General features: G+C 69.3%; 23 protein-coding genes. 10 read left to right on the forward strand and 13 right to left on the reverse strand.

Features of this window, described 5'->3' with window-relative positions; all coding sequences use genetic code 11:
* Window positions 1-8 precede the first annotated feature (8 nt).
* A complete protein-coding gene (locus QTI20_RS20390; RefSeq protein WP_286554716.1) occupies window positions 9-455 on the forward strand; it encodes a TM2 domain-containing protein in 447 nt (148 codons plus the stop codon).
* A 196-nt stretch (window positions 456-651) separates the two neighbouring features.
* On the opposite strand, the gene QTI20_RS20395 is transcribed toward QTI20_RS20390, so the two are convergent.
* Window positions 652-1,338 (reverse strand): glutathione S-transferase family protein, encoded by a 687-nt coding sequence (locus tag QTI20_RS20395; RefSeq protein ID WP_286554714.1) that lies wholly within the window; start codon window positions 1,336-1,338, stop codon window positions 652-654.
* Between the two features lie 207 nt (window positions 1,339-1,545).
* Window positions 1,546-2,502, reverse strand: coding sequence for a LysR family transcriptional regulator (locus QTI20_RS20400; RefSeq protein ID WP_286554713.1), 957 nt, complete (start codon window positions 2,500-2,502; stop codon window positions 1,546-1,548).
* A 110-nt stretch (window positions 2,503-2,612) separates the two neighbouring features.
* Here QTI20_RS20400 and QTI20_RS20405 point away from each other — a divergent pair, with 110 nt between their 5' ends.
* Genes QTI20_RS20405 through QTI20_RS20415 form a run of 3 tightly spaced genes read left to right on the forward strand, consistent with a single transcriptional unit; the run spans window position 2,613 to window position 4,972 of the window.
* The gene (locus QTI20_RS20405) at window positions 2,613-3,407 is read left to right on the forward strand and encodes an SDR family NAD(P)-dependent oxidoreductase (RefSeq protein WP_286554712.1); all 795 of its coding nucleotides are present in this window, start codon (window positions 2,613-2,615) and stop codon (window positions 3,405-3,407) included.
* A 49-nt stretch (window positions 3,408-3,456) separates the two neighbouring features.
* Complete coding sequence (locus QTI20_RS20410; protein ID WP_286554711.1) at window positions 3,457-4,425, forward strand: Bug family tripartite tricarboxylate transporter substrate binding protein; 969 nt, start codon at window positions 3,457-3,459, stop codon at window positions 4,423-4,425.
* A 22-nt stretch (window positions 4,426-4,447) separates the two neighbouring features.
* The gene (locus QTI20_RS20415) at window positions 4,448-4,972 is read left to right on the forward strand and encodes a carboxymuconolactone decarboxylase family protein (protein ID WP_286554709.1); all 525 of its coding nucleotides are present in this window, start codon (window positions 4,448-4,450) and stop codon (window positions 4,970-4,972) included.
* A 444-nt stretch (window positions 4,973-5,416) separates the two neighbouring features.
* Here QTI20_RS20415 and QTI20_RS20420 read toward each other — a convergent pair whose 3' ends face one another.
* The 7 genes from QTI20_RS20420 to hda form a co-directional block, all read right to left on the reverse strand.
* Window positions 5,417-6,421: an inorganic phosphate transporter gene (locus tag QTI20_RS20420; RefSeq protein ID WP_286554707.1), complete on the reverse strand. Its 1,005-nt coding sequence runs from the start codon at window positions 6,419-6,421 to the stop codon at window positions 5,417-5,419.
* 13 nt (window positions 6,422-6,434) lie between these two features.
* The gene (locus QTI20_RS20425; RefSeq protein WP_183024729.1) at window positions 6,435-7,079 is read right to left on the reverse strand and encodes a DUF47 domain-containing protein; all 645 of its coding nucleotides are present in this window, start codon (window positions 7,077-7,079) and stop codon (window positions 6,435-6,437) included.
* 105 nt (window positions 7,080-7,184) lie between these two features.
* A complete protein-coding gene (locus QTI20_RS20430; RefSeq protein WP_286554705.1) occupies window positions 7,185-8,348 on the reverse strand; it encodes a polysaccharide deacetylase family protein in 1,164 nt (387 codons plus the stop codon).
* A gap of 40 nt (window positions 8,349-8,388) precedes the next feature.
* Window positions 8,389-9,378 carry a glycosyltransferase family 4 protein gene (locus tag QTI20_RS20435; RefSeq protein ID WP_286554703.1) on the reverse strand — a complete coding sequence of 330 codons (990 nt, stop codon included), beginning with the start codon at window positions 9,376-9,378 and terminating at the stop codon, window positions 8,389-8,391.
* A gap of 207 nt (window positions 9,379-9,585) precedes the next feature.
* Window positions 9,586-10,041: a 2-amino-4-hydroxy-6-hydroxymethyldihydropteridine diphosphokinase gene (folK, locus tag QTI20_RS20440; protein ID WP_286554701.1), complete on the reverse strand. Its 456-nt coding sequence runs from the start codon at window positions 10,039-10,041 to the stop codon at window positions 9,586-9,588.
* Window positions 10,038-11,633: a polynucleotide adenylyltransferase PcnB gene (gene pcnB / locus QTI20_RS20445; protein ID WP_286554699.1), complete on the reverse strand. Its 1,596-nt coding sequence runs from the start codon at window positions 11,631-11,633 to the stop codon at window positions 10,038-10,040. The genes folK and pcnB overlap by 4 nt, the downstream gene beginning before the upstream one ends.
* 40 nt (window positions 11,634-11,673) lie before the next feature.
* Window positions 11,674-12,360, reverse strand: a complete 687-nt coding sequence (hda, locus tag QTI20_RS20450) for a DnaA regulatory inactivator Hda (RefSeq protein WP_286554697.1) — start codon at window positions 12,358-12,360, stop codon at window positions 11,674-11,676.
* Window positions 12,361-12,530: 170 nt separating this feature from the next.
* Between hda and purM the strand changes: the two genes are divergently transcribed.
* The 6 genes from purM to QTI20_RS20480 all read left to right on the forward strand — a co-directional run bounded on the left by purM (window position 12,531) and on the right by QTI20_RS20480 (window position 17,314).
* On the forward strand, window positions 12,531-13,571 hold the full coding sequence (purM, locus tag QTI20_RS20455; RefSeq protein ID WP_286554696.1) for a phosphoribosylformylglycinamidine cyclo-ligase: 1,041 nt from the start codon (window positions 12,531-12,533) through the stop codon (window positions 13,569-13,571).
* 28 nt (window positions 13,572-13,599) lie between these two features.
* Window positions 13,600-14,661 (forward strand): AI-2E family transporter, encoded by a 1,062-nt coding sequence (locus tag QTI20_RS20460; protein WP_286554695.1) that lies wholly within the window; start codon window positions 13,600-13,602, stop codon window positions 14,659-14,661.
* Between the two features lie 137 nt (window positions 14,662-14,798).
* Window positions 14,799-15,224: a VOC family protein gene (locus tag QTI20_RS20465; protein WP_286554694.1), complete on the forward strand. Its 426-nt coding sequence runs from the start codon at window positions 14,799-14,801 to the stop codon at window positions 15,222-15,224.
* A gap of 56 nt (window positions 15,225-15,280) precedes the next feature.
* Window positions 15,281-15,643: a DUF1428 domain-containing protein gene (locus tag QTI20_RS20470; protein ID WP_286554835.1), complete on the forward strand. Its 363-nt coding sequence runs from the start codon at window positions 15,281-15,283 to the stop codon at window positions 15,641-15,643.
* Window positions 15,644-15,744: 101 nt separating this feature from the next.
* Complete coding sequence (locus QTI20_RS20475; RefSeq protein WP_286554693.1) at window positions 15,745-16,305, forward strand: isochorismatase family protein; 561 nt, start codon at window positions 15,745-15,747, stop codon at window positions 16,303-16,305.
* A 28-nt stretch (window positions 16,306-16,333) separates the two neighbouring features.
* The gene (locus QTI20_RS20480; protein ID WP_286554692.1) at window positions 16,334-17,314 is read left to right on the forward strand and encodes a GlxA family transcriptional regulator; all 981 of its coding nucleotides are present in this window, start codon (window positions 16,334-16,336) and stop codon (window positions 17,312-17,314) included.
* A gap of 12 nt (window positions 17,315-17,326) precedes the next feature.
* On the opposite strand, the gene yccS is transcribed toward QTI20_RS20480, so the two are convergent.
* From yccS to murJ, 4 genes are read right to left on the reverse strand one after another with little or no spacing between them, the layout of a single operon-like run.
* Window positions 17,327-19,555, reverse strand: coding sequence for a YccS family putative transporter (gene yccS, locus QTI20_RS20485; RefSeq protein WP_286554691.1), 2,229 nt, complete (start codon window positions 19,553-19,555; stop codon window positions 17,327-17,329).
* Between the two features lie 49 nt (window positions 19,556-19,604).
* Window positions 19,605-20,006, reverse strand: a complete 402-nt coding sequence (locus QTI20_RS20490) for a bleomycin resistance protein (protein WP_286554690.1) — start codon at window positions 20,004-20,006, stop codon at window positions 19,605-19,607.
* Window positions 20,006-20,857 (reverse strand): SirB1 family protein, encoded by an 852-nt coding sequence (locus tag QTI20_RS20495; protein WP_286554689.1) that lies wholly within the window; start codon window positions 20,855-20,857, stop codon window positions 20,006-20,008. Before QTI20_RS20495 ends, QTI20_RS20490 begins: the two co-directional genes overlap by 1 nt.
* Before the next feature lie 58 nt (window positions 20,858-20,915).
* Window positions 20,916-22,481 carry a murein biosynthesis integral membrane protein MurJ gene (murJ, locus tag QTI20_RS20500; protein ID WP_286554688.1) on the reverse strand — a complete coding sequence of 522 codons (1,566 nt, stop codon included), beginning with the start codon at window positions 22,479-22,481 and terminating at the stop codon, window positions 20,916-20,918.
* Window positions 22,482-22,709 lie beyond the last annotated feature (228 nt).

The following is a 22,709-nucleotide window of genomic DNA, read 5'->3' on the forward strand; positions in this document are numbered from 1 at the left end:
AAGACCGAATGAAGAACAAGACCCTGGCCGCCTGGCTCGCCTTCCTGGGCGGGCCCTTCGGCCTGCACCGCTTCTACCTGCACGGGCTGGGCGACACCCTGGGCTGGCTGTTGCCGATCCCGACCGCGCTGGGCCTCTACGGCATCGAGCGGGCGCGCATGTACGGCCTGGACGACGGCCTGAGCTGGGCGCTGGTGCCCCTGCTGGGCTTCACCATTGCCGGCTGCGCGCTCACGGCCATCGTCTACGGCCTGACGACGCCGGAGAAGTGGAACGCCCGCTTCAACGCCTCGGCCCCGGCCGACGCCGCGCCCGGCCGCACCGGCTGGATCACCATCGGCGCGGTCGTGATCTCGCTGCTGATCGGCAGCACGGTGCTGATGGCGAGCATCGCCTTCAGCTTCCAGCGCTACTTCGAGCACCAGGTCGAAGAAGGCCGCAAGATCTCGCAGTAGTCGGGCTCGCCCCCAGGCTCCGCGCACTGGGTGTCGCTCCTCCCTCCCCCTACCGGGGGCGCTACGCGCGGCCCGGCGAAGCCGGTTCCGCGGTAGCCCTGGGCTTTTGTCTCGCGCACTGCGTGTCGCTTCGACCTCCTCTTTGCGTGGCGACGCCAACGCGGCAAGGCCGGTTCCGCGTTAGTCCTGGGCGGCCTCAGCGCCGCAGCGCGTCGTAGCGCATGTCGGCGGCCGAGTGGCGGGCAATCTCCGCCATCTGGTCCTGCTCGGCCTTGGCGTGCGCCGGGCGGGCCAGGATCGACTGCTGCCATGCGGCCAGCGCCGGCAGTTCGCCTAACAGGTCGAGCCTGCGGGCGATCTTGAGGATCGAGGCGAACATGAGATCGGCGACCGTGAACGCGTCGCCGACGAAGCACGCGCGTCCGTTTCGCGCCTTTTCCAGCATCGCGAGGCGCTCTTTCGCCAGCGCCACGACGACGGGTTTTCGGGCGGCCTTCGCGGCCTCGTCGTCCATGAAGTACTCGACCTCCGCGACGTTGAAGAGGAACGGCTCGACGGAGTTCAGGCCGGCGACGACCCATTGGATGGCCGCTGCCCGCTCCGGCGCTCCTTCGCCACCGATGCAGCGCCCGGAGCGCATGGCGACGTCGAGCACGATGGCGCCGCTCTCGAACATCGGCGGCCGACCGTCCTCTTCCAACACGGGCAGTTGTCCGAAGGGCTGCAGGCTGCCCAGGTAGGGCGGCGACTTCATCGTCGGTGCATCGACCAGCCGGACCTCGTAAGGCCAGCCGACCTCGTTCAGGATCCAGCGGACGCGGTGGTCGCGAACCTGGCCGGACGCGAAGGGCGGGGCCCACTTCATGGCGGTGACGGTGATCATGCGATCTCCTCCAAAGACATGTCGCAATGCAAATGCGTGTACGCATCTAGACCGACGGGCGGATTCCGCGTGGGTGCGCAGGCCGCTCGAAACGCTCCGGCGGGGCCAAGAGCACATGCGGCTTCGTGCAGACCTCCGCGCGCCCCTCGACCACGACGCCGACCGATATTTCACTCTACGGCAAGGCATCGAAGGCCGCAAGCACCATCAGGGCGACCGGGGGCGTGTGCGGCGCGCCGACGGCGGCAGCACCCATGCCGACTGCCGGGCGATCAGCGCGCCCGCCACGGTGCGCACCTCCTGCATCGCCTGCTGCGCGATGGCCGTCGGCGTGCCGGCACGGCGTGTGACGATGCCTACGGAGCGCACCGGCCCGTCGACGATCTCGCTGACGCGCAGGCCACGCAGGGTGAGCAGCGGCGTGGTGCCCAGATAGGGCAGCACCGCGATGCCCAGGCCCTGCTTGACGAAACCCGCGATGGTGCCCACCTGGTCGAACTGCATCTTCGGGCGGAACTCGATGCCGCGCTGCAGGTAGGCCGCGCTCATGTAGCGCATGGCGGTGCTGGAGTCGGTCATGCTGATCAGCGGCAACTCGACCAGGTCGTCCAGGTGCATGCGCTCGGCCACCCGCGCGTGCCACCGCGCCGACGACAGCAGCACGAAGCGGTCGCGCAGGATCTCCTCGTAGCGCACGTCGGGGTGCGAAGGCGCCACCGAAGCGACCGAGAAGTCGACCTGGCCGTTGATCAGCCGCTGGATCGACGCGGCGTTGGAGCAGTCGTGGATGGTGATCCGCGGGTCGCCGTAGCGCGTCTCCAGCGCGCTGCAGGCCGCGGGCAGCAGCACGTTGGCCAGCGAGGGCAGCGACGCGATCGCGAGCTGCTTCGACGCACGTTCGGCGCTGGTGCGCAGGCGCTCCAGCCCGGCGTCGAATTCCCCGATCACGCCGCGCGCCAACGCCGCCAGCCGCTCCCCGCTCTCGGTCAGCTTGACGCTGCGCGTGCTGCGCTCGAACAGACGCAGGCCCAGTTCCTCCTCGAGGTCGCGGATGGCCTTGCTCAGCGAAGGCTGGGTGACGAAGAACTGCTCGGCGGTGCGGCTGAAGTTCAGCGAGGCCGTGAGCGCGAGGAACATGCGCAGCTGCCGGGGGGAAACATTCATTCCTCCAGTCTATCAATCCATAGATCAAAAGAACTTCACAGATCAATTCTGCCTCCCTACGATGCCTCGAAGCACGGCACTGCCGCCGTGCCTTTCGACAAGGAGACGACGTGCTGGATCTGAAGAACAAGGTGGCCCTGGTGATGGGCTGCGGGGCCGTGGCCGAGGGCTGGGGCAACGGGCGCGCCACCGCGGTGCTGTTCGCGCGCCAGGGCGCGAAGGTGTTCGGCACCGACCTCAAGCTGGAGGCCGCCCAGGCCACACTGGACATCATCGAAGCCGAAGGCCACGAGGGCGTGGTGCAGCGCTGCGACGCCACCCGTTCGGACCAGGTCGCACAGGCCGTGGCCGACTGCATCGCGCGCTTCGGCCGCATCGACATCCTGGTCAACAACGTGGGCGTGTCGCAGCCGGGCGGGCCGGTCGACATGGACGAAGAGGTGTGGGACGCGCAGTTCCAGGTCAACCTCAAGGGCGCCTTCCTGGCCTGCAAGCACGTGATCCCGCACATGCAGCGCCAGGGCGGCGGCTCGATCGTCAGCATCTCCTCGGTGGCCGGCCTGCGCTACGTGGGCAAGCCGCAGGTCGGCTACGCGGCGGCCAAGGCGGCGCTGATGCACTTCACGCGCACCAGCGCGGTGATCCATGCGCCCGAGCGCATCCGCATGAACTGCGTGGTGCCGGGCCTGATGCACACGCCGCTGTTCGAGGGGCTGGCCGCCAAGTACGCCCAGGGCGATGCCGTGGGCTTCGCCGCGCACCGCGACAACCAGGTGCCGATGAAGCACATGGGCACCGGTTGGGACACGGCCCACGCCACGCTGTTCCTCGCGGCCGACGAGAGCCGCTACATCACCGGCACCGAGATCGTGGTGGACGGCGGCCTGGTGGCCGCCACGCGCTGAGCGACGCCGCCATCCATCCATCCAGAACAAGATCCAAGAGAGACAACACATGATCCACCGCAGACTGCTCATCGCCGGCGCCATGGCCGCCACCCTGGCCGCACCGCTCCCGGGCTGGGCGCAGGCGCCCTACCCCAGCCAGCCGATCCGGCTGATCGTGCCCTTCGCGCCGGGCGGTGCGGTCGACCAGACCGCGCGCACCATCAGCAACGCGCTGGGCGAGCGGCTCGGCCAGGCCATCGTGGTGGAGAACAAGCCGGGGGCCAGCGGCACGCTGGGCGCGGGAGAGCTCTACCGCGCCAAGCCCGACGGCTACACGCTGATGCTCGCGCTCGATTCGCAGGCGGTGAACCACCACACGGTGAAGAACCTGCCCTTCGACACCTTCAAGGACTTCGACTACCTGAGCCTGCTGGTGACCACGCCGCAGATCCTGGTCACGCGCAACGACCTGCCGCCCAAGACGCTGGAGGCCTTCGTCAACTACCTCAAGACCCATCCGGGCACGGCCTATGGTTCGGCGGGCACCGCTTCGGCCGGCCACGTCAACAGCGCCCAACTGTCGATCATCAAGCAGCTGCAGACCACGCACGTGCCCTACAAGGGCGCCGCGCCGCTGCTGACCGACCTGCTGGGCGGGCACATCGACTTCGCCTTCGCGGGCCTGTCGGTGATGCTGCCGCACGTCAAGGCGGGCAAGGTCAAGGCCATCGCGGTCAGCTCGCCGGGCCGATCGAAGCAGCTGCCCGAGGTGCCGGCGATGAACGAATCGATCCCGGGCTTCGAGTTCCCGACCTGGATCGGCCTGGTCGGCCCCAAAGGCCTGCCCGAGCCGGTGCGCGAGAAGATCCTCAAGGCCATGCGCGAGGTGATGCACGACCCGCAGGTGGAGCGCCGCTTCGCCGACAACGCCTTCGACATCGTCAACAGCAGCCCCGAGGTCTTCGCCGCGCGCGTGCGCAAGGACTCGGACATCATGGCCGACCTGGTCAAGCGCAAGATCGTCTCGGCAGACTGACCCCCCTCCACCGAAAGAACCCATGGCACGCATCCCCTACGCCGACACCGACAACGAGGCCACGCGCCCGCTGGCCCAGCGCATCGTGGCCGAGCGCGGCAGCATCCTCCACCTCTACCAGATGCTGCTGCACAGCCCGCCCGTGGCGCAAGGCTGGCTGGGCTACCTCACCGCGATCCGGCAGCAGTCGACGCTGTCGGGCGCGGTCCGCGAGATGGTCATCATCCGGGTGGCGCAGATCAACCGCGCACCCTACGAGGCCGAACAGCACATCCCGATCGCGCTGAAGGAAGGCGTGCCGGCCGAGAAGCTGGACGCGCTGGAGCACTGGGCCGACAGCACGCTGTTCGACGCCACCGAGCGCGCCGTGCTGGCCTACACCGACGCCATGACCCGCAATGTGCAGGTCGACGACGCGGTCTTCGCCAGCGTGGCCGAGGCCTACGCGCCGCAGCAGCTGGTGGAACTGACCGCGACCATCGCCGCCTACAACATGGTCTCGCGCTTCCTCGAGGCGTTGCAGATCCATTCGACGGACCACCGCTGAGCGCCCTGCCACGGCCGGGCACATGACAGATCAGCGGCCGGCATTCGGTGCCGCACTGAAGCTCTCTGCCACGATCGCCTCGATGCCGTGGATCACCTCGCGCCGCAAGTCGGCCAGCTCCGACGCGGTGCGACGGCGCTCGGGCATCTTGTTGCCGCGCTGCCGAATCCACTGGATCAGCAGATTGATGGTGCGGTTCGGCAGGTTATGGGCCTTCTCAATCCTACCGAAGGCCCAGCACGGCCACGAACGCGGGCATGCGCTCGACGCGGGTCACGGGTTGACCCGCGCAGGCTGCCGAGGTGCCGGCAGCCGGTCATGGGAAGCCAGAAAATCTTTTGGGAATGAAGATTGCCTTCCGAATCCCGTCTCTTGCGAAGATTTTTCTTGCTTCGCGGAACGCAAGGCCGGAGGCACGCACGGCGGCGCGCTCCGCCCACGGTCTCAAAAGATCTGCAGGCTCACCCAGTAAGCGATCGCCGCCACGAAGGCCGCCGCCGGGATCGTGAAGATCCAGGCCCAGACGATGTTGCCCGCCACGCCCCAGCGCACCGCGCTCGCGCGCTGCACCGAGCCCACGCCGACGATGGCGCCGGTGATGGTGTGGGTGGTCGACACCGGGATGCCCAGGCCGGTGGCCAGGAACAGCGTCAGCGCGCCGCCGGTCTCGGCGCAGAAGCCGCCCACGGGCTTGAGCTTGGTGATCTTCTGGCCCATGGTCTTCACGATGCGCCAGCCGCCGAACATGGTGCCCAACGCGATCGCCGCGTAGCAGCTGATGATGGTCCAGGTGGGCGGCGCGTCGGTGGACGAATGGCCGGTGGCGATCAGCAGCATCCAGATGATGCCGATGGTCTTCTGCGCGTCGTTGCCGCCGTGGCCCAGGCTGTAGGCACCGGCGGACACCAGCTGCAGCCGGCGGAACCAGCGGTCCACGCGCGAAGGCGTGGCGCGCCGGCAGACCCAGGCCACCACCACCATCATCAGCGAGCCGAGCAGGAAGCCCAGCAGCGGCGACACGAAGATGAAGGCCACGGTCTTCCAGATGCCGCCGGCCACCAGCGCGCTGGCGCCGGACTTGGCCATCACCGCGCCCACGATGCCGCCGATCAGCGCATGCGAGGAACTGCTGGGGATGCCGTAGTACCAGGTCACGAGGTTCCAGGTGATCGCGCCGATGAGCGCGCCGAACACCACGTGCACGTCGACGATGCCCGGCTGCACGATGCCCTTGCCGACGGTCGCCGCCACGCTCAGGTGGAAGACGAAGATCGCCAGCAGATTGAAGAAGGCGGCGAAAGCCACCGCCTGCGCGGGTTTGAGCACCCCGGTCGAAACCACGGTGGCGATCGAGTTCGCCGCGTCGTGGAAGCCGTTCATGAAGTCGAAGGCGATCGCCAGCAGCACCAGCAGCACCACGACCCACAGGCCTACCTGTACGGTTGCCATGAGCCCCCGCGTGTCAGGAGTTCTCGAGGACGATGCCCTCGATCACGTTGGCGACGTCCTCGCACTTGTCGGTGATGGTCTCGAGCAGCTCGTAGATGGCCTTGAGCTTGATGACCTCGCGCACGTCGGGCTCCTCGCGGAACAGCTTGCTCATGGCGCTGCGCATCACGCGGTCGGCATCGGACTCGAGGCGGTCGATCTCCTCGCAGGTCTTGAGCACGGCCTCGGCCACCGCCGGGTCGGCGATCTTGCCGAGGAACTTGACGGCGTCCTTGAGGCGGTCGCAGCACTTCACGCTCAGCGTGGTGAGGCGCACGATCTCGTCGGTCATGTGGCGCACGTCGTACAGCGCCATGGTCTCGGCCGAGTCCTGGATCAGGTCGGCCACGTCGTCCATCGTGTTGATGAGCTTGTGGATCTGCTCGCGGTCGATGGGCGTGATGAAGGTCTTGTGGATCAGCCGGTTGACGTCGTGCGTGACGCGGTCGGCCGCGCGCTCGGCGTTGTCCACGTCGCGGTTGTACTGCTCGCGCAGATGGACGTCGTTGTAGTTGGTGACCAGGTTCTCGAATGCACGCGCGGCCTCGACGATGCGCTCGGCGTGCTGGTTGAACATCTCAAAAAAATTGCCCTCTCGGGGCAGCAGCTTGCCGAACATGACGTTGGCTCCTTAAACAGTACGGATGTCACTGTGATGACGATTTTGTGACACCCGGGAGTGTAAGGGCCGCGCCGGGAGGCCTGTTGCAGGCGCACCGCAGGCTCAGGACTGGAGCACTTTGGACTTGACGAACAGGGCCGCCTTCTTGAAGTTCTGCAGCCTGCGCGCCAGGCTCACCGGCGGGATGTGCGCGCCGGTGCCGGGCACGTAGGCCATGCGCCAGGCCTGCCGCATGAAGGGCGCGTTCGCCCGCAGCAGGCCGCCGCGCTTGTTCTCCGCCGCCAGGTAGTTGCCGTTGTGGGAGCGCAGCATCAGCTCCGACGCGCTGACCGGAATGCTGTCGAACAGCGCATAGACGTCGGCCTTCTCGCTGAGCCGCACCGTCTGGTCGGCATCGGGGTCCACACGCAGGTAGCGGCCCTGGGCCGTGCGCAGTGCCACCTTGCCGCGGGGCCGCTGCTCGAGCACGAACTGGCTGCCGTCCGCGCCGGCGCTGCCGCCCGACCAGCTCAGCGTGGCCGTGTCCGCATCCTCGTAGTGCAGGAAGCGGCCGTTCTGGCCCTTGAGGCCGAAGGTGTCGGCGGCCGGCGAGGTCAGTTGCGGATCGTCGATCTCGTCGAGGCCCACGAAGCGGTAGCCCAGCGCCTGCAGCCGCGGGATCAACAGCCGCGTCAGCGCCAGCGTGCGGCTCTTGGCCGCGACGGTGTCCATGTCGGCCGTGCCGTCGTGCATCACGACCACGCCGCGGCCCTTCTGTTGGATGTCCGCCAGGTAGGCCTCGGCGGTTTCCTCCACCGATTTGCCCAGGTTCCAGTAGTGGCAGTCGATGCCGGCGATGTCCCAGTAGACGGGGCCCACGTGCCGGAACGAACTGCGGATGTCGACGTTGAGTTCCTTCGCCACCTCGGGCGACCATTTGCCGTAGGTGGCCCGGAAGTAGATCGGCTTGCCGGCGTTGTACTTTTGGATGACGGTGTTGGTGCGGATGATCTGGTCGCGCACGTCGCCGTTCACCGAGACGTAGTACGGCAGGTCGGGGTGCTCGTAGGTGTGGTTGCCGATCAGGTGGCCGTCGGCATGCAGACGGTCCAGGATCTCCGGGTGCTCGACCGCGAACTTGCCCACCACGAAGAAGGTCGCGCGGATGCCCCGCTCCTGCAGGAAGCGCCCGATCTCGGCGCTGTCGGGCCCGGGACCGTCGTCGTAGGTCAGGCACAACGTCTTCTCCGGCAGGCGGATGTCCTCGATGCTCTGGTGCGCAAACATGTTTCCGGGTCCCGGGTGAGGGCCAGCGCGGCGATGCCGCTCAGGCGAACAGGTTGAGGTACTTCTGCGCCACGGTCCGGGTGGAGCGGTCGCGCAGGTACGCCACCTTCGCGTTCGACATCGGGTCGCTGTCGCGCTCGTCGAGGGAACGCTGCAGCAGCTTGGTGAGCGCCTCGACGTCGCCCATCGGGAAGACCTCGCCGAAGCCGTCGACCGCCTCCGCCAGCCCGCCCGCATCGGCCACCACCATCTTGCAGCCGCAGGCCAGGCCCTCGAGCGCGACGATGCCGAAGCCTTCCGGCCCCATCGACGGCACGATCATCACGCGATGGCGGTTCATGGTCCGCGCCAGTTCCTCGTCCCGCATGAAGCCCAGGAAGCCGATGCTGTCGCCCAGGCCCAGGCGCTGGACCTTGGCGTTCAGCGCCTCGTACTCGAATCCATGGCCGACGATGTTCAGCCGGAAGGGCTTGCGCAGCCGGCTGCAGGCCTCGATCAGCATCTCGCAGCCCTTCTGCGAGACCAGGCGGCCCACGAACAGGAAGTCGATGTTCCGGGGCTCGTCAGGGTAGAGGCGGAACACCTCGTCCTTGTAGCAGTTGTAGACCACCGTCGAATCGACGGTCAGGGCGCGCGCCACGCTGTGGCTGACCGCGATGTTGGTCGCCGCGGCCTTGATCGCGATGTTCTTCAGGCGGGCCTTGGGGCCATGGGAGTTGATCAGGTGGAAGTCGTTGTGCGACACCACCCACTTCTTGAAGGGGTTGAACAGGAACAGCCAGACCCCCTTGAGGGTGATGTTGGGCATGTAGACCACGTCGCTCCAGAAGAAGAGCTTGAGTTGGGCCCACTTGCTGGAGGCATGCACGACCTCGATGCCCGGCAGCGGGGCATTCTTCTTCTGGACCTGTTCGGTGACCACCTTGACCTCGTGACCGGACTTCACGAACTCCTGGGCCAGCGACAGCGTGAGGTTCTCGATGCCGCCGATGGCCGGGTGGAACACCGAGCTGTAAATCAAGATCTTCATTCGACAGTTATTCCTGGTTGCCTGGCACCCCCGTACGCAACTGCTCGACAACTGTTTTAGGAATACTTCAATCAGGGGCGGGCCCTGACTGCCGATCGCGCGGTCTGTGGTTACTTATCTTAACGCTACCTGACCAACTTGCGAACTTTCGAACTAGAAAGTGGTGTAAGTCACTGTGCAGCTGTGCACGGACGAGCACGAAACGCTTCAGAGCCGCTGGATCGCCTGGTCGGCCACCCGGGCCAGCGCGGCCGCGCTGACCTGCCCGGGCGCCACCTCGGCCAGTGGCAGCAGCACGAAGGCGCGCTCTTCCAGGCGGGGATGCGGCAGCGTCAGCGTGGCGCTGTGCATCACGGTGTCGCCATGGCGCAGCAGGTCGAGGTCGAGCGTGCGCGGGGCGTTGCGGTAGGGGCGCTCGCGCCCGGCGCGCAACTCCAGCTGCTGGAGCGCGGCCAGCAGCGCCTCGGGCGCCAGGTCGGTGTCGAGCGCCACCACTGCATTGATGAAGTCCGGACCGCTCGCATCGACCGGCGCGCTGCGGTAGAGCGAGGAGCGGGCGCTCACACGGCTGTGCGGCAGGCCCGCGAGATCGGCCATCGCCTGGCGCACCGTGGCCTGCGCGTCGCCCAGGTTGGCACCGATGGCGACGAAGGCCAGGGTCATGCGTCGGCGGCGCCCGAGCCGCCTTCGCCCGCGCCGGCGGGACGCGGCTTGCGGCGGCGGCGGCGCTTGCGCGGCGCTTCGCCATCGGGCGGGACGGTCGAGCGCTCATCGGCCTCCGCCTCGTCGGCCTCCGGCGCCTCGCGCGGGGCCGGTGCATCGGCCGCGGCCGGCGCGCGGGCCCGCACGCGGGTGCGCACCGGCGCCTTGGCCTCCTCGCGCACCTGGTCGAGCAGGTCCTGGCGGCGCAGGTCGTCGGCGGTGCTGAATTCCTGCCACCACTCGGCAATCGCCTCGCTGACCTCGCCCACATCGGCGCGCAGCCGCATGAAGTCGAAGGCCGCACGGAAGCGCGCCTGCTCGACCAGGCTGTAGGGCGTGGAGCCCACGCGCTTGTCGAAGCGCGGCTGCATCATCCAGATCTCGCGCATGTCGCCGCCGAGCTTGCCGCGGCCCGAGACGTCGCCGATGCGGGTGTTGAACACGTCGTCGATCGCGTCCTGCAGCGCCGGGAAGGCCGGCTGGCCGCGCTGGCCGTGGCGGCCCTCGAGGCGCTGGGCCCAGCCGTCGCGCACGTCGGCCCACAGCACACAGGCCAGCAGGAAGCTGGGCGCCACCGGCTTGCCCTCGCCCACGCGGCGGTCGGTGTCGGCCAGGGCGGCCTTGACGAAGGGCTGGTCGGCACGCTCCACCACCACGTCGAGCAGCGGATAGATGCCGGTGGCCAGGCCCAGCTTGCGCAGTTGGGCGATGGTGGCGATGGCATGGCCGGTCTGCAGCAGCTTGAGCATCTCGTCGAACAGCCGGCTCTGCGGCACGTCGGCCAAGAGCTTGCTCGAGGCGATCAGCGGCGCGGCCGTCTTGGGTTCGATCTCGAAGCCCAGCGCGGCCAGCTTGGCCGAGAAGCGGATCGCGCGAATGATGCGCACCGGGTCTTCGCGGTAGCGCGTGACCGGGTCGCCGATCATGCGCAGCACCAGCTTCTTGGCGTCCTTGATGCCGTTGTGATAGTCGACCACGATCTGGCTGGCCGGGTCGTAGTACATGGCGTTCACGCTGAAGTCGCGGCGCGCCGCGTCTTCCTCCTGCGGGCCCCAGACGTTGTCGCGCAGCACGCGGCCGCTCGAATCGACCGCGTGGGTCATGCCCGCGAGCTCGCCCTTGCTGGTGCGCTCGTTGCCCTTGACCTGCTCGGCGGCCGCGTTGTCCATGTAGGCGCGGAAGGTCGAGACCTCGATCACCTCGTGCTCGCGCCCGCGGCCGTAGACCACGTGCACGATGCGGAAGCGCCGGCCGATGATGAAGGCGCGGCGGAACAGGCCCTTGACCTGTTCGGGCGTGGCGTTGGTCGCGACGTCGAAGTCCTTGGGCCGCAGGCCCAGCAGCAGGTCGCGCACCGCGCCGCCCACCACGTAGGCCTCGTAGCCGGCCTGCTGCAGCGTGGTGACCACGTTCTTGGCGCGCTCGTCGACCAGCGCCGGGTCGATGCCGTGCACGCTGGCCGGCACTTCCTGCCGCTTGCCGAAGCGCGACTTGGCGCTGGCGCCCGCGCCGGCCGACTTGCCCAGCAGTTTGTCGATGAATGTCTTGATCATTGGGAGAGGGTCCGGGCGCGGGATGGCGCCCCAGTTGGCTTCATTCGTTTTCGAGCATCGATCGGATCAACGGGATCGTCACCGCGCGCTGCGTCTGCAGCGCATAGCCGTCGAGATGATCGAGCAGCTCCATGAGGCTGCCCAGATCGCGGCTGAAGCGGTGCAGCATGTAATCCAGCACCTCGTCGTTCAGCAGCACGCCGCGCGCATCGGCCGCCTGGCGCAGCACGGAGCGGCGTTCGGCCTCGTCGAGCAGCTGCAAGTGGAACACGTGGCCCCAGCCGAGCCGGGTGCGCAGGTCCTCGCGCAGCGCCAGGTCGGCCGGCGGCAGCGCCCCGGCCGCCACCACGCCGCGCTGCAGGGACTGCGCATTGACGAACCAGTTGAAGGCCGCGTGCTGCTGCACCGCGGTGTAGAGGTGCACGTCGTCGAGCACCACCGCGCCCCAGCGCTCGTCGAATTCGGGCGGGTGCGGCGTGGACGCACTCATCCAGCCGACCAGCGCGCCCTGCTCGCGCAAGGCGCTGTGCACCGATTCGAGCAGATGGGTCTTGCCGCTGCCGCTTTCGCCCCACAGGTAGGTCGGCACCGGGGAATGCAGGGTCGGCACATGCGCCTCGCCAAGCCAGACACGCAGGTGACGCACGGCCGCCTCGTTCGGTCCGGCGAAGAAGCCGGACAGACTGGGGACGGTCGACAGACCGATGTCGAGCACGAGCTGCTTCATGCCTGGAGCGAAGCGGGCGGCAGCCGTGGCAAGGTGGGCACAAATAAGGGGTTCATGGCGAAGGGCGCGGCGGCCCTTAAAATCGTCATGAATTCTATCGGCCCGGCTGTTCCGGTCCCCGATGCCCTGCCTCCCTCCTCCCGCCCCCGTCTGTCAAGCCTCGCCTGCCCATGAACTCCACCTCGAACACCCCGCTCAGCTACAAGGACGCCGGCGTCGACATCGATGCCGGCGACGCGCTGGTCGACCGCATCAAGCCCCTGGCCAAGAAGACGATGCGCGAAGGCGTGCTGGCCGGCATCGGCGGCTTCGGCGCGCTGTTCGAAGTGCCCAAGCGCTACAAGGAACCGGTGCTGGTCAGCGGCACCGACGGCGTGGGCACCAAGCTCAAGCTGGCCTTCGAATGGCAGATGCACGACACGGTCGGCATCGACCTGGTCGCCATGAGCGTCAACGACGTGCTGGTGCAGGGCGCCGAGCCGCTGTTCTTCCTCGACTATTTCGCCTGCGGCAAGCTCGACGTGGACACCGCCGCGGCCGTGGTCGGCGGCATCGCCCGCGGCTGCGAGCTCTCGGGCTGCGCCCTGATCGGCGGCGAGACCGCCGAGATGCCCGGCATGTACCCGGCCGGCGAATACGACCTGGCGGGCTTCGCGGTCGGCGCGGTCGAGAAGTCGAAGATCCTCACCGGCCAGGACGTCAAGCCCGGCGACGTGGTGCTGGGCCTGGTCTCCAGCGGCGTGCACTCCAACGGTTTCAGCCTGGTGCGCAAGGTCATCGAGCGCGCCGGCGCCGACCTGCCCGCCACGCTCGACGGCAAGCCCTTCCGTGAAGCCATCATGGAACCCACGCACCTCTACGTGAAGCCGGTGCTCGAGGCGCTGGGCAAGCACCCGATCAAGGCGCTGGCCCACATCACCGGCGGCGGCCTGCTGGAGAACATCCCGCGCGTGCTGCCCGAAGGCACGGCCGCCCACCTGAAGAAGGGCAGCTGGCCGCAGACCGAGCTGTTCGCTTGGCTGCAGAAGGTGGCCGGCATCGACGACATCGAGATGAACCGCACCTTCAACAACGGCATCGGCATGGTGGTCGTCATCGACGCGGCCGAGGCCGCCGCCTGCGCCGCCACGCTGCGCGCCGCCGGCGAGACCGTGCACGAGATCGGCACCATCGCCGAACGCGGTACCGGCGCAGCCGTCGTCGTCGCCTGACCCGCCCCGACCGACGCGCCCCCGCCACGTGATCGAAGCCACCGCCGCCGACCGATCCCGTCCCGTGGTGATTGCCAGCTACGTGCTGATCGCCGCGGCCCTGTTGCTGGTCATGTGGCAGGGCCTGCTGCCCGGCCTGCTGTGCGTCTGCATCGGCTTCCTGGCCACGCGCTGGTTCGCGCGCGTGATCGATGCCGGCCTGCGGCGCAGCCGGCGCGTCAAGACCCCGCCGCGCATCGGTGCCCCCACCTCGCCGACCGCGCGCACCGTCGCGGCCACGCTGGTGATGCTGGCGCCCATCGCGCTGATGGCGCTGGCCTTCTCCGAGGCGCGCGACTTCGTGCTCAACGCCTCGGAGCAGTACCGTGAACTGCTCGACTACATCGCGCGCACCGTGCTCGAGCTGCGGCTCAAGCTGCCGCCCGAAGTGGCGATCTACCTGCCCGAGGGCGCGGCCGAGATCCAGCGCGTGATCGCCGGCTACCTGCGCGCCCAGGCCGGCGCGCTGGCGCTCACCGGACGCGCCTGGCTCGGCGGCCTGCTGTTCGCCTACGTGGGCCTGATCGTGGGCTCGCTCGCGGCCGTCGCGCACGCGGCCACGACGCGGCGCCCGCTGGCCCAGCAGCTGCACCGGCGCATCACGCTGTTCGGCGAGACCTTCGGCCAGATCGTCGCGGCCCAGTTCTGGATCGCGGCCTTCAACACCTTCCTGACCGGCATCTTCCTGCTGTTCCTGCTGCCGCTGTGGGACCTGCGCCTGCCCTACACGCCGGCGCTGATCACGCTGACCTTCGTCGCCGGCCTGGTGCCGATCGTGGGCAACCTGCTGTGCAACGTGGTGATCACGGTGGTCGGGCTCTCGGTGTCGCCGGTCACGGCGCTGGCCTGCCTGGGCTTCCTGATCCTGATCCATAAGGCCGAGTACGTGATCAACGCCAAGGTGGTGGGCAGCCGCACCCAGATGGCCGTGTGGGAGCTGCTGGCCGTGATGTTCGTGGCCGAGGCGGTGTTCGGGCCCGCGGGCCTGGTGGCGGCGCCGCTGTTCTACGCCTACCTCAAGAAGGAGCTTCAGGCCGCGCAACTGGTCTGAGCCTTCGCTTTCTTCTCCCTGTTCCCGCGATGGCGGACGGGTCTTGTCTGGACGCCGTCACTGCGCCTTGCTACGCTTTGTGGACGGCGTACACAAATAGCGCCGCATCCCATGCCCCACCCTCGCAAGGAGCCTCCATGTCTTCCTTCAATGCCTATCTTTTCTTCGACGGCACCGCGGCCCAGGCCATGCCCTTCTACAAGAGCGTGCTCGGCGGCAAGCTCGAGGTCATGACTTACGCTCAGATGCCCGGTGCCGAGGCGGACAAGCTGTCGGCCACCTCGGCGGCGCGCGTGATGCATGCCTGCCTGACCTTCGACCACGGCGTGCTGATGGCTTCCGACGACATGGAGGGCAAGCCCTACGACCCGATGAAGGGCTTCTCGCTCACGCTCAACTACGACGCGGTGCCCGAGGCCGAGCGCGTGTTCAACGCGCTGGCCGAAGGCGGCACCGTCACCATGCCGCTCGCGAAGACCTTCTGGGCCGAGCGCTTCGGCATGTGCACGGACCGCTTCGGCACGCCCTGGATGGTCAACGCCGGCATGTCGAAGCCCGCGTGACGCCGCCGATCCACCTGCTGCTGCGCTGGCACTTCCACACCACGAGGAGAACTCCCATGGCCCGCTATGTCGATGGTTTCGTCGTTCCCGTCCCCAAGGACAAGCTGCCGGCCTATCGGCGCATGGCGCAGAAGGCCGGCAAGATCTGGCGCGAGCACGGCGCGCTGGAATACATCGAGTGCGTGGCCGACGACGTGAAGCCGGGCAAGAGCACCTCCTTCCCGCAGAGCGTCAAGCTGCAGGAGGACGAAGTGGTGGTGTTCTCGTGGATCGCGTTCACCTCGCGCAAGCAGCGCGATGCGATCAACGCCAAGGTGATGGCCGATCCACGCCTGAAATCGATGATGGACCCGAAGGCCATGCCCTTCGACGCCCAGCGCATGTTCTTCGGCGGCTTCAAGACGCTGGTCGAGCTCTGATGTCCTGAATTGATCGACACAGGTCCGGCATGGCTCGGACGGCGGGCTTGCCGCCCTGAAGAATAGGGCGCACCATCCCACCACGCCTTGTGCACCCTGCCATGAAAACCTGTCTCATAGTGATCGACGCCCAGGAGTCGTTCCGCCACCGCCCCTACAGCACCGAGCGCGACATGGGCCCCTACCTGGCGGCCCAGAACGCGCTCATCGACGGCTGCCGCGCGGCCGGCGTGCCGATCCTGCGCGTGTTCCACGTCGACGGGCCGGAGCGCAGCGACAACCCCTTCGCGATCGCATCGGGCCACGTCCGGCCGCTCGAGGGCCTGGCCGACTTCCAGCCGGCGGCGAGCGTCACCAAGCACCGGCACAGCGCGCTGGTCAACACCGGGCTCGATGTCTGGCTCACGCAGAACGGCATCGGCCGGATCATCGTCAGCGGCATCCGCACCGAGCAATGCTGCGAGACCACGGCCCGCCACGCCTCCGACCTGGGCTGGCAGATCGACTATGTGCTCGACGCCACGCTGACCTTCGACATGACCCAGCCCGACGGCCGGCCGCTGCCCGCCGCCGACATCAAGGCCCGCACGGCAACGGTACTGCAGGACCGCTTCGCCAACGTCTGCAGCGTGGCGCAGGCGCTCGAACGCGCCGTGGCCTGAGGCCGCGCGCGGCACGCACGGCCTGGCCATGGACCCGATCCGCGTCGTCTTCGTGCTGCTGCCCGACAGCCTGGTGCTCGACTGGGCCGGCCCGGCCGAGGCGCTGCGCATCGCCAACCAGCTGCTGCGCGCCGCGGGCCAGCCCGCGCGCTTCGAGATCGCGTTCGCGAGCCCGCGGCCGACCTCGGTGGGCTCGGTCGGCATCACGCTGGCCGGGCTGTCCGCGCTGCCGCCACCCAGCGAACAGCCGGGCTGGATCGTGCTGGTCGGCCTGCCCGGCGGCACCCTGGTCGTCGACACGCCCGAGACGCAAGAAGTGCTGCACTGGCTGCGCGGCCAGCGCTTCGAGCGCGGCAAGCTGGAGCTGGTCACGATCTGCGCCGGCGCCGTGCTGGCCGCGCATGCGGGTGTGCTCGCGGGCCGGCGTGCCACCACCCACCATCACCACCTCGATGAGTTGCGGGCCGTGGAGCCGCGCTGCGAGGTGGTGGCCAACCGCGTGTTCGTGCTCGATCCGCCCCTCTACAGCAGCGCGGGCGTGACCACCGGCATCGACCTGGTGCTGCACCGCATCGGCGAACTCTGCGGCGAAGCCCTGGCGGCGCAGGTCGCGCAGACCATGGTGGTCGCGCTGCGGCGCGGGCCGCAGGATCCCGAGCTCTCGCCCTTTCTCGCGCACCGCCACCACCTGCACGCCGCGCTGCATCGGGTGCAGGATGCGGTGAGCGCCCAACCGCAGATCGACTGGACCGTGCCGCGCATGGCCGAGGTGGCCCACACCTCGCCGCGCCACCTCACACGGCTCTTCATGGCGCATGCGGGCGTCGCGCCGCTGGTCTACCTGCGGCGCCTGCGGCTGGCCTCGGCCCAGCTCGCGCTGCAATCCGGGGCCAACGTCACGCGCGCGGCCGAACTCTCGGGTTTCGGCTCCGACACCCAGCTGCGCCGCGCCTGGCGCCAGTTCGGCCTGGCCGGCTCGCCGTCGACGGCGGGCACGCGGACCCACTGAGCGACGGCAGGCTCAGCGCGTGCCGCCGCTGCCTTCGGTCGCGATGGGTGCCGGGCCGGGCGCTGGCGCCGCGGCCGCGCGCAGCCATTCCTCGGTGTGCGCGCCCAGCGCATCGATCTGCAGCGCGATCAGGCCCAGCTGCGTGCGCACCAGCGCGACGGCCTCGTCGGCATCGGGTGCGACCGCCAGTGCCAGCGCCTCGCGCACCGGCTGGCCGGCCGCGGCGGCGCCGGCTTCCGGCACGCCGCGCTCGAAAGCCGACGCCAGCCCGTCGAGCGCCACCGCGCCGCCCTCGATGCTCTGCTGCAGGGCGGCGGCCGAATGCGCCTGCGCCAGCGCGATGCGGTGCGCGCCCAGCGCCGACACATAGCTCAGCAGCGTGTGCGAGCGGATCAGGAAGCGCAGCGCCACGCCCGCGTGCGGCCGCACCACGCCGGGTTCGCGGAACATGTCGCTCACCGCGGTCGACAGCGCCGCATCGGCGTTGTGGGCGTTGCGCCGCGCGAGCCGGTAGGCCAGGTCGTCGCGCGCGCCCGAGCGGTACTGGTCGCCGATCTGACGCAGGTAGGCCGCATGGGCGCGCATCGCGTCCGCCGCCAGCGCGTTGATGCGGCGCGCGGCCCAGTGCGGCAGCACCAGCACCATGGCCAGGCCCGCGAGCGCGCTGCCGATGGCGGTGTCGATCAGCCGCGGCCACAACAGCAGGCCGCTGTCGCCGACCTGGTTGAAGAACATCAGCACCAGCAGCGTGATCGCGGCGGTCGCGAGCAGGTAACGGCGGGCGCGCGCCGCGAAGAAGAACACGCCGGCCGCCACCGCCATCAGCGACTGCAGCCAGGGCAGCGGGAACAGCGTGAGCACGGCCCAGCCCAGCACCACGCCCAGGGCCGTGCCCGCCACGCGCTGGCCCATGCGCGCCATGGTCTCGCCGTAGGTCTGCTGGCAGACGAAGAGCGTGGTCAGCAGGATCCAGTAGCCCTGCGCCGGGTGGATCCACTGCATCAGGCCGTAGCCCGCCACCAGCGCCACCGCGAGCCGCACCGCATGCCGGAACAGCGGCGTGCGCGGTGTGAGCTGGCGCCGCACGCGCTCGGCCGCATCGCGTCCGCTGCGCGGCGAGCGGTCGTAGAGGTCCATGTCGGTGCGGCCGGCCTGGGCCGCGGGCTGGCTCGCGCCGGCGAGCTGGCCGTCGAGCAGCGCCAGGTTGCGTGCCAGCGCCTCGACCGAGGCCAGCAGCGCGCGCCGCTGCGGCGTGGGGTCGCGCGCGCGTTCGTGCGCGATGGCGCTGCGCAGGTCGGACAGCGCCTGCACGGTCGCGCCGCCCACCACGAAGGGCTCGCGCCGCGCGATCGACAGCGCCAGCCGCTGGCAGGCCTCGCCCTGCAGCGCCAGCACGCGCTGGCAGCGGTAGAGCACGTCGCTGTGGAAGAAGGCGTCGGCCAGCGCGTTGTAGTCGTCGTGCGAGGAGCTGGCGCGCTCGTGCACGTCCTGCGCGATCAGGTAGAGCCCGCGGTAGCGCGTGATGCGGCCGGTCGGCACGCGGGTGCCGACGCGCCGGAAGATGCTCTCCTTGGCGGCGTTGAGCTCGGCCACCACGCGGCTGTTGAGCTGCGCCAGCGACAGCCGCTTGCGCTCGATGTCGACACCGCGCAGCGGCTCGAACAGCGAGGCCTTGAAGCGCACATAGCCGCCCAGTGCATCGAACAGCCGCACCAGCAGCGCCTGCACCGGCTCGGCCGGGAACAGCGCGGCCCAGCCCACCGACCAGGCGCCGTACCAGGCCGCGCCGGCCAGCAGCAGCGCCACCTCGTGCCAGCGCGGCTCGGTGGCGGTCGCATGGTCCAGGCTCAGCGTGGTGTACATCGCGAGGATCAGCGTGGCATGGCCGATGGCCTTGAAGCGCGCCTCGATCGCGCCCAGCATGGTCAGCGCGAAGGCCGAGAAGGCCAGGCCGATGATGAACAGCCAGGGCCGGCCGAACAGCGCCTCGATCGTGAAGGCCATGGCGGCGAAGCAGACCAGCGTGAGCGCCTGCGCGCGCCAGCGGCCCTGCCAGCTGTCGTCGGTCTCGGCCAGTGCGCTGGCGATGGTGCCCAGCGCCAGCGGGATCAGCGCATGCGACAGGCCCGAGAGCACGCAGAAGAGCATCAGGCTGCCCAGCGCCAGCAGCACCCGCAGCGGCTGGCCACCGGCGGCGAACAGCCAGCGGCGGGGCGACAGGGTGAGGGCGTGGTCGGTCATGGTGTCCTGCAGCAGGATGCGTGCCTGCCGCGCCGTGGCGCGTGGGCGCTCAGAGGTAGCCGCAGAAGCGCAGCACGTGGCCGTCGGGCTCGCGGATCGCGAACTCGCGCAAGCCCCAGGGCTGCGAGGTGGGCGGCTCGATGACGTCGACGCCGCGCTTCAGGTAGGCCGCATGCAGGCCGTCGAGGTCGTGGCCCACGTGGATCACGATCTCGCCGCGCCAGGGCCGGGCCTCGCGCGTGTTGCATTGCCACAGGCGGATGTAGACGGGGTCGCCGTAGCTGCGGTCGCCCTTCTTGACCCGCGCGTAGCTGGGCGGTTCGCCGGCGATGAAATCGAGCTCGAAGCCCAGGACTTCGCTGAAATAGCGCGCCGAACGCGCCGCATCGGCCACCGGCAGCACCGGCTGCACGCCATGGAACTGGTGCCGGGTCCCGAGGTCGGCGGCCATCAGCTTCTCGCGCGGCGCAGCACCGCGACCTGCTCGGCCACGGCATCGATGTCGAGCGCCTCCTCGGCGTGCTGGAGGTAGGTCTCGAGGTCGCGCACCGCCAGCGCCGTGTGGCCCTGCGCGGCGTGGGCCAGGCCGCGGTCGCGGTGTTCGGCCCAGGCGTCGGGCAGCAGCGCCACGAGGCGGTCCTGCACCGCGATCACGCGTTGCCAGTCCTCCTGCGCGCGGTGCACTTCCTTGAGGTTGCGCAGCATGCGCGCGATGATCTCGCGCGGCTCGGCGGGCTGCAGGTACAGGCCCAACGGGATGTCGAAGTCGCCGACCAGGCCGTTGCTGCGCTTGTAGGGCTCGAGGCGCTCGCTGAGTTCCTCGCGCGACAGCGACTTGCCATTGAAGGGGTCGATCACCACCTGCCCCTTGGGCAGCGTGACCTTGATCATGAAATGGCCCGGAAAGGCCACGCCGCGCGCCTGCAGGCCCAGGCCCTGGGCCAGCTCCATCCACAGCACCGCCAGCGAGATCGGGATGCCGCGCCGGGTGCGCAGCACCGCGTTGAGGTAGCTGTTGTCCGGGTCGTAATAGTCGTTGACGTTGCCGCCGAAGCTCAGGTCATGGAAGAAGAACTGGTTGAGCGCGCGCAGCCGGGCCAGCGGTGCCGCGTCGGCCGGCAGCCGGCGCTTGAGACGGGCCAGCAATTGGTCGATGTCGCCCAGCACCTGCTGCACGTCGAGTTCGGGGTATTCGTCCTGGGCGAGTGCGGCCGCGGCTTCGAGCAACGGGAACTGATCGTCGCTCTTGACGAGCGAATCGAAGTATTCGAGGGCGGTCGGCGCCGAGAAGCTGAACGTCATGTGGCTTTGTAGAGGAGCATGAAGGGAGCGTCAAGGCGACAACACCCCGTCGCGCGGGCTATCGCTTGATGAAACTGCGCAGCTTGATGCCCAGCAGGGCCAGCGTCGAGAAATACAGCAGGGCCGCGGCCGCGATCAGCGCGGCCAGCAGGCCGATGCGCTGCAGCTTTACGGCCCGCAGCGCGACCCAGTCGAAATGGTGCGCGCCCCAGTACAGCAGCAGGCCCAAAAGCGCCGAGGCCACCACCACCTGGAGCACGAAGCGCAGCCACCCCGGCTCGGGCCGGTAGCTGCCGCGCCGCATCAGGCCCCACAGCAGCCACAGCGCATTGACCACGGCGCCGATCGCGATGGTGAGCGTGAGCGCCGCGTGCTGCAGGATCGGCACCAGCAGCAGGTTGAGCAGCTGGGTCAGCACCAGCACGGCCACGGCGATCCGCATCGGCGAGCGCATGTCGTGCTTGGCGTAGTAGCCGGGCGCCAGCACCTTGATCGCGACGATGCCGACCAGGCCCGCGCCGTAGCCCGCCAGCGCCAGCGCGATGCGCGGCACGTCGGCGTCCTTGAGCGCACCGTAGTGGAACAGCACCGCCACCAGCGGCCCCGAGAACACCAGCAGCGCGACCGCGCAGGGCACCGACAGCAGCACGACCAGGCGCAGGCCCCAGTCGAGCAGCGAGGAATAGCGGGCATCGTCCTTGGCCGCGCGGGCCCCGGCCAGCTGGGGCATCAGCACCACGCCCAGCGCCACGCCCAGCATGGCGGTCGGGAATTCCATCAGCCGGTCGGCGTAGCTGACCCAGGTCACGCTGCCGGGGGCGAGGTGCGAGGCGATCTGCGTGTTGATCAGCAGCGAGATCTGCGCCACGCTCACGCCGATCAGCGCCGGCAGCATGAGCCTGACGATCTTGCGCGTGGTCGGGTCGGCCCAGGCCGCGCGCACCGCGCGCCAGCGCACGCCCACGCGCGGCAGCATGCCGATGCGCCGCAGCGCCGGCAGCTGGATGCCCAGCTGCAGCAGGCCGCCGACCATCACGCCGATGCACTGCGCATAGATCGGCTCGATCCCCCAGCGCCGGAACAGCGGCGCGCCGATCAGGATCGACAGGATCAGCGCCACGTTGAGCAGCACCGGCGAAGCCGCCGGCACCGCGAACTTGCGCCAGGTGTTGAGCACGCCCCCGGCCAGCGCCACCAGCGACATGAAGCCGATGTAGGGGAACATCCAGCGCGTCATGAAGATGGCCGCCTCGTAGCCCTGGGCCGTCTGCTGCAGCCCGCTGGCCATGCCCCAGACCATCAGCGGCGCACCCAGCACCCCGGCGATGCACAGCAGCACCAGCGTCCAGGTCAGCAGCGTCGCCACATGGTCCACCAGCACCCGCGCCCCCGCGTCACCCTGCTCGGTGCGCGTGGCCGCCAGCACCGGCACGAAGGCCTGGCTGAACGCGCCCTCCCCCAGCACCCGGCGGAAGAGGTTGGGAATGCGGAACGCGACATTGAAGGCATCGGTCAGCGCACTCACGCCGAACACCGAAGCCATCAACAGATCACGGACCAGGCCCGCGACCCGCGAAGCGAGGGTCAGGAGCGAAACGGTGGAGGCGGATTTGAGCAGGGACACGGCGCGGAAGTGTAGGCTCCCCCCACCCCGCGCCCGGCCCGCAGGCCAGAAAAGGGCGCCGAACCGAGCCCCGGAGCATCCGGCAAGCACCCCCGCCGATACGGCAAAAATCCCCCTAGCGAAAGCCCAGGGACACCGCGGAACCGGCTTCGCCGGGCCGCTGGTGTCGCCCCCCGGTAGGGGGGAGGGAGGCTACACGAAGTGAGCAAGCCTGGGGGGCGAGGTATA

Origin of the sequence: Variovorax sp. J2P1-31 (assembly GCF_030317215.1) — a bacterium.
GTDB lineage: Bacteria > Pseudomonadota > Gammaproteobacteria > Burkholderiales > Burkholderiaceae_C > Variovorax.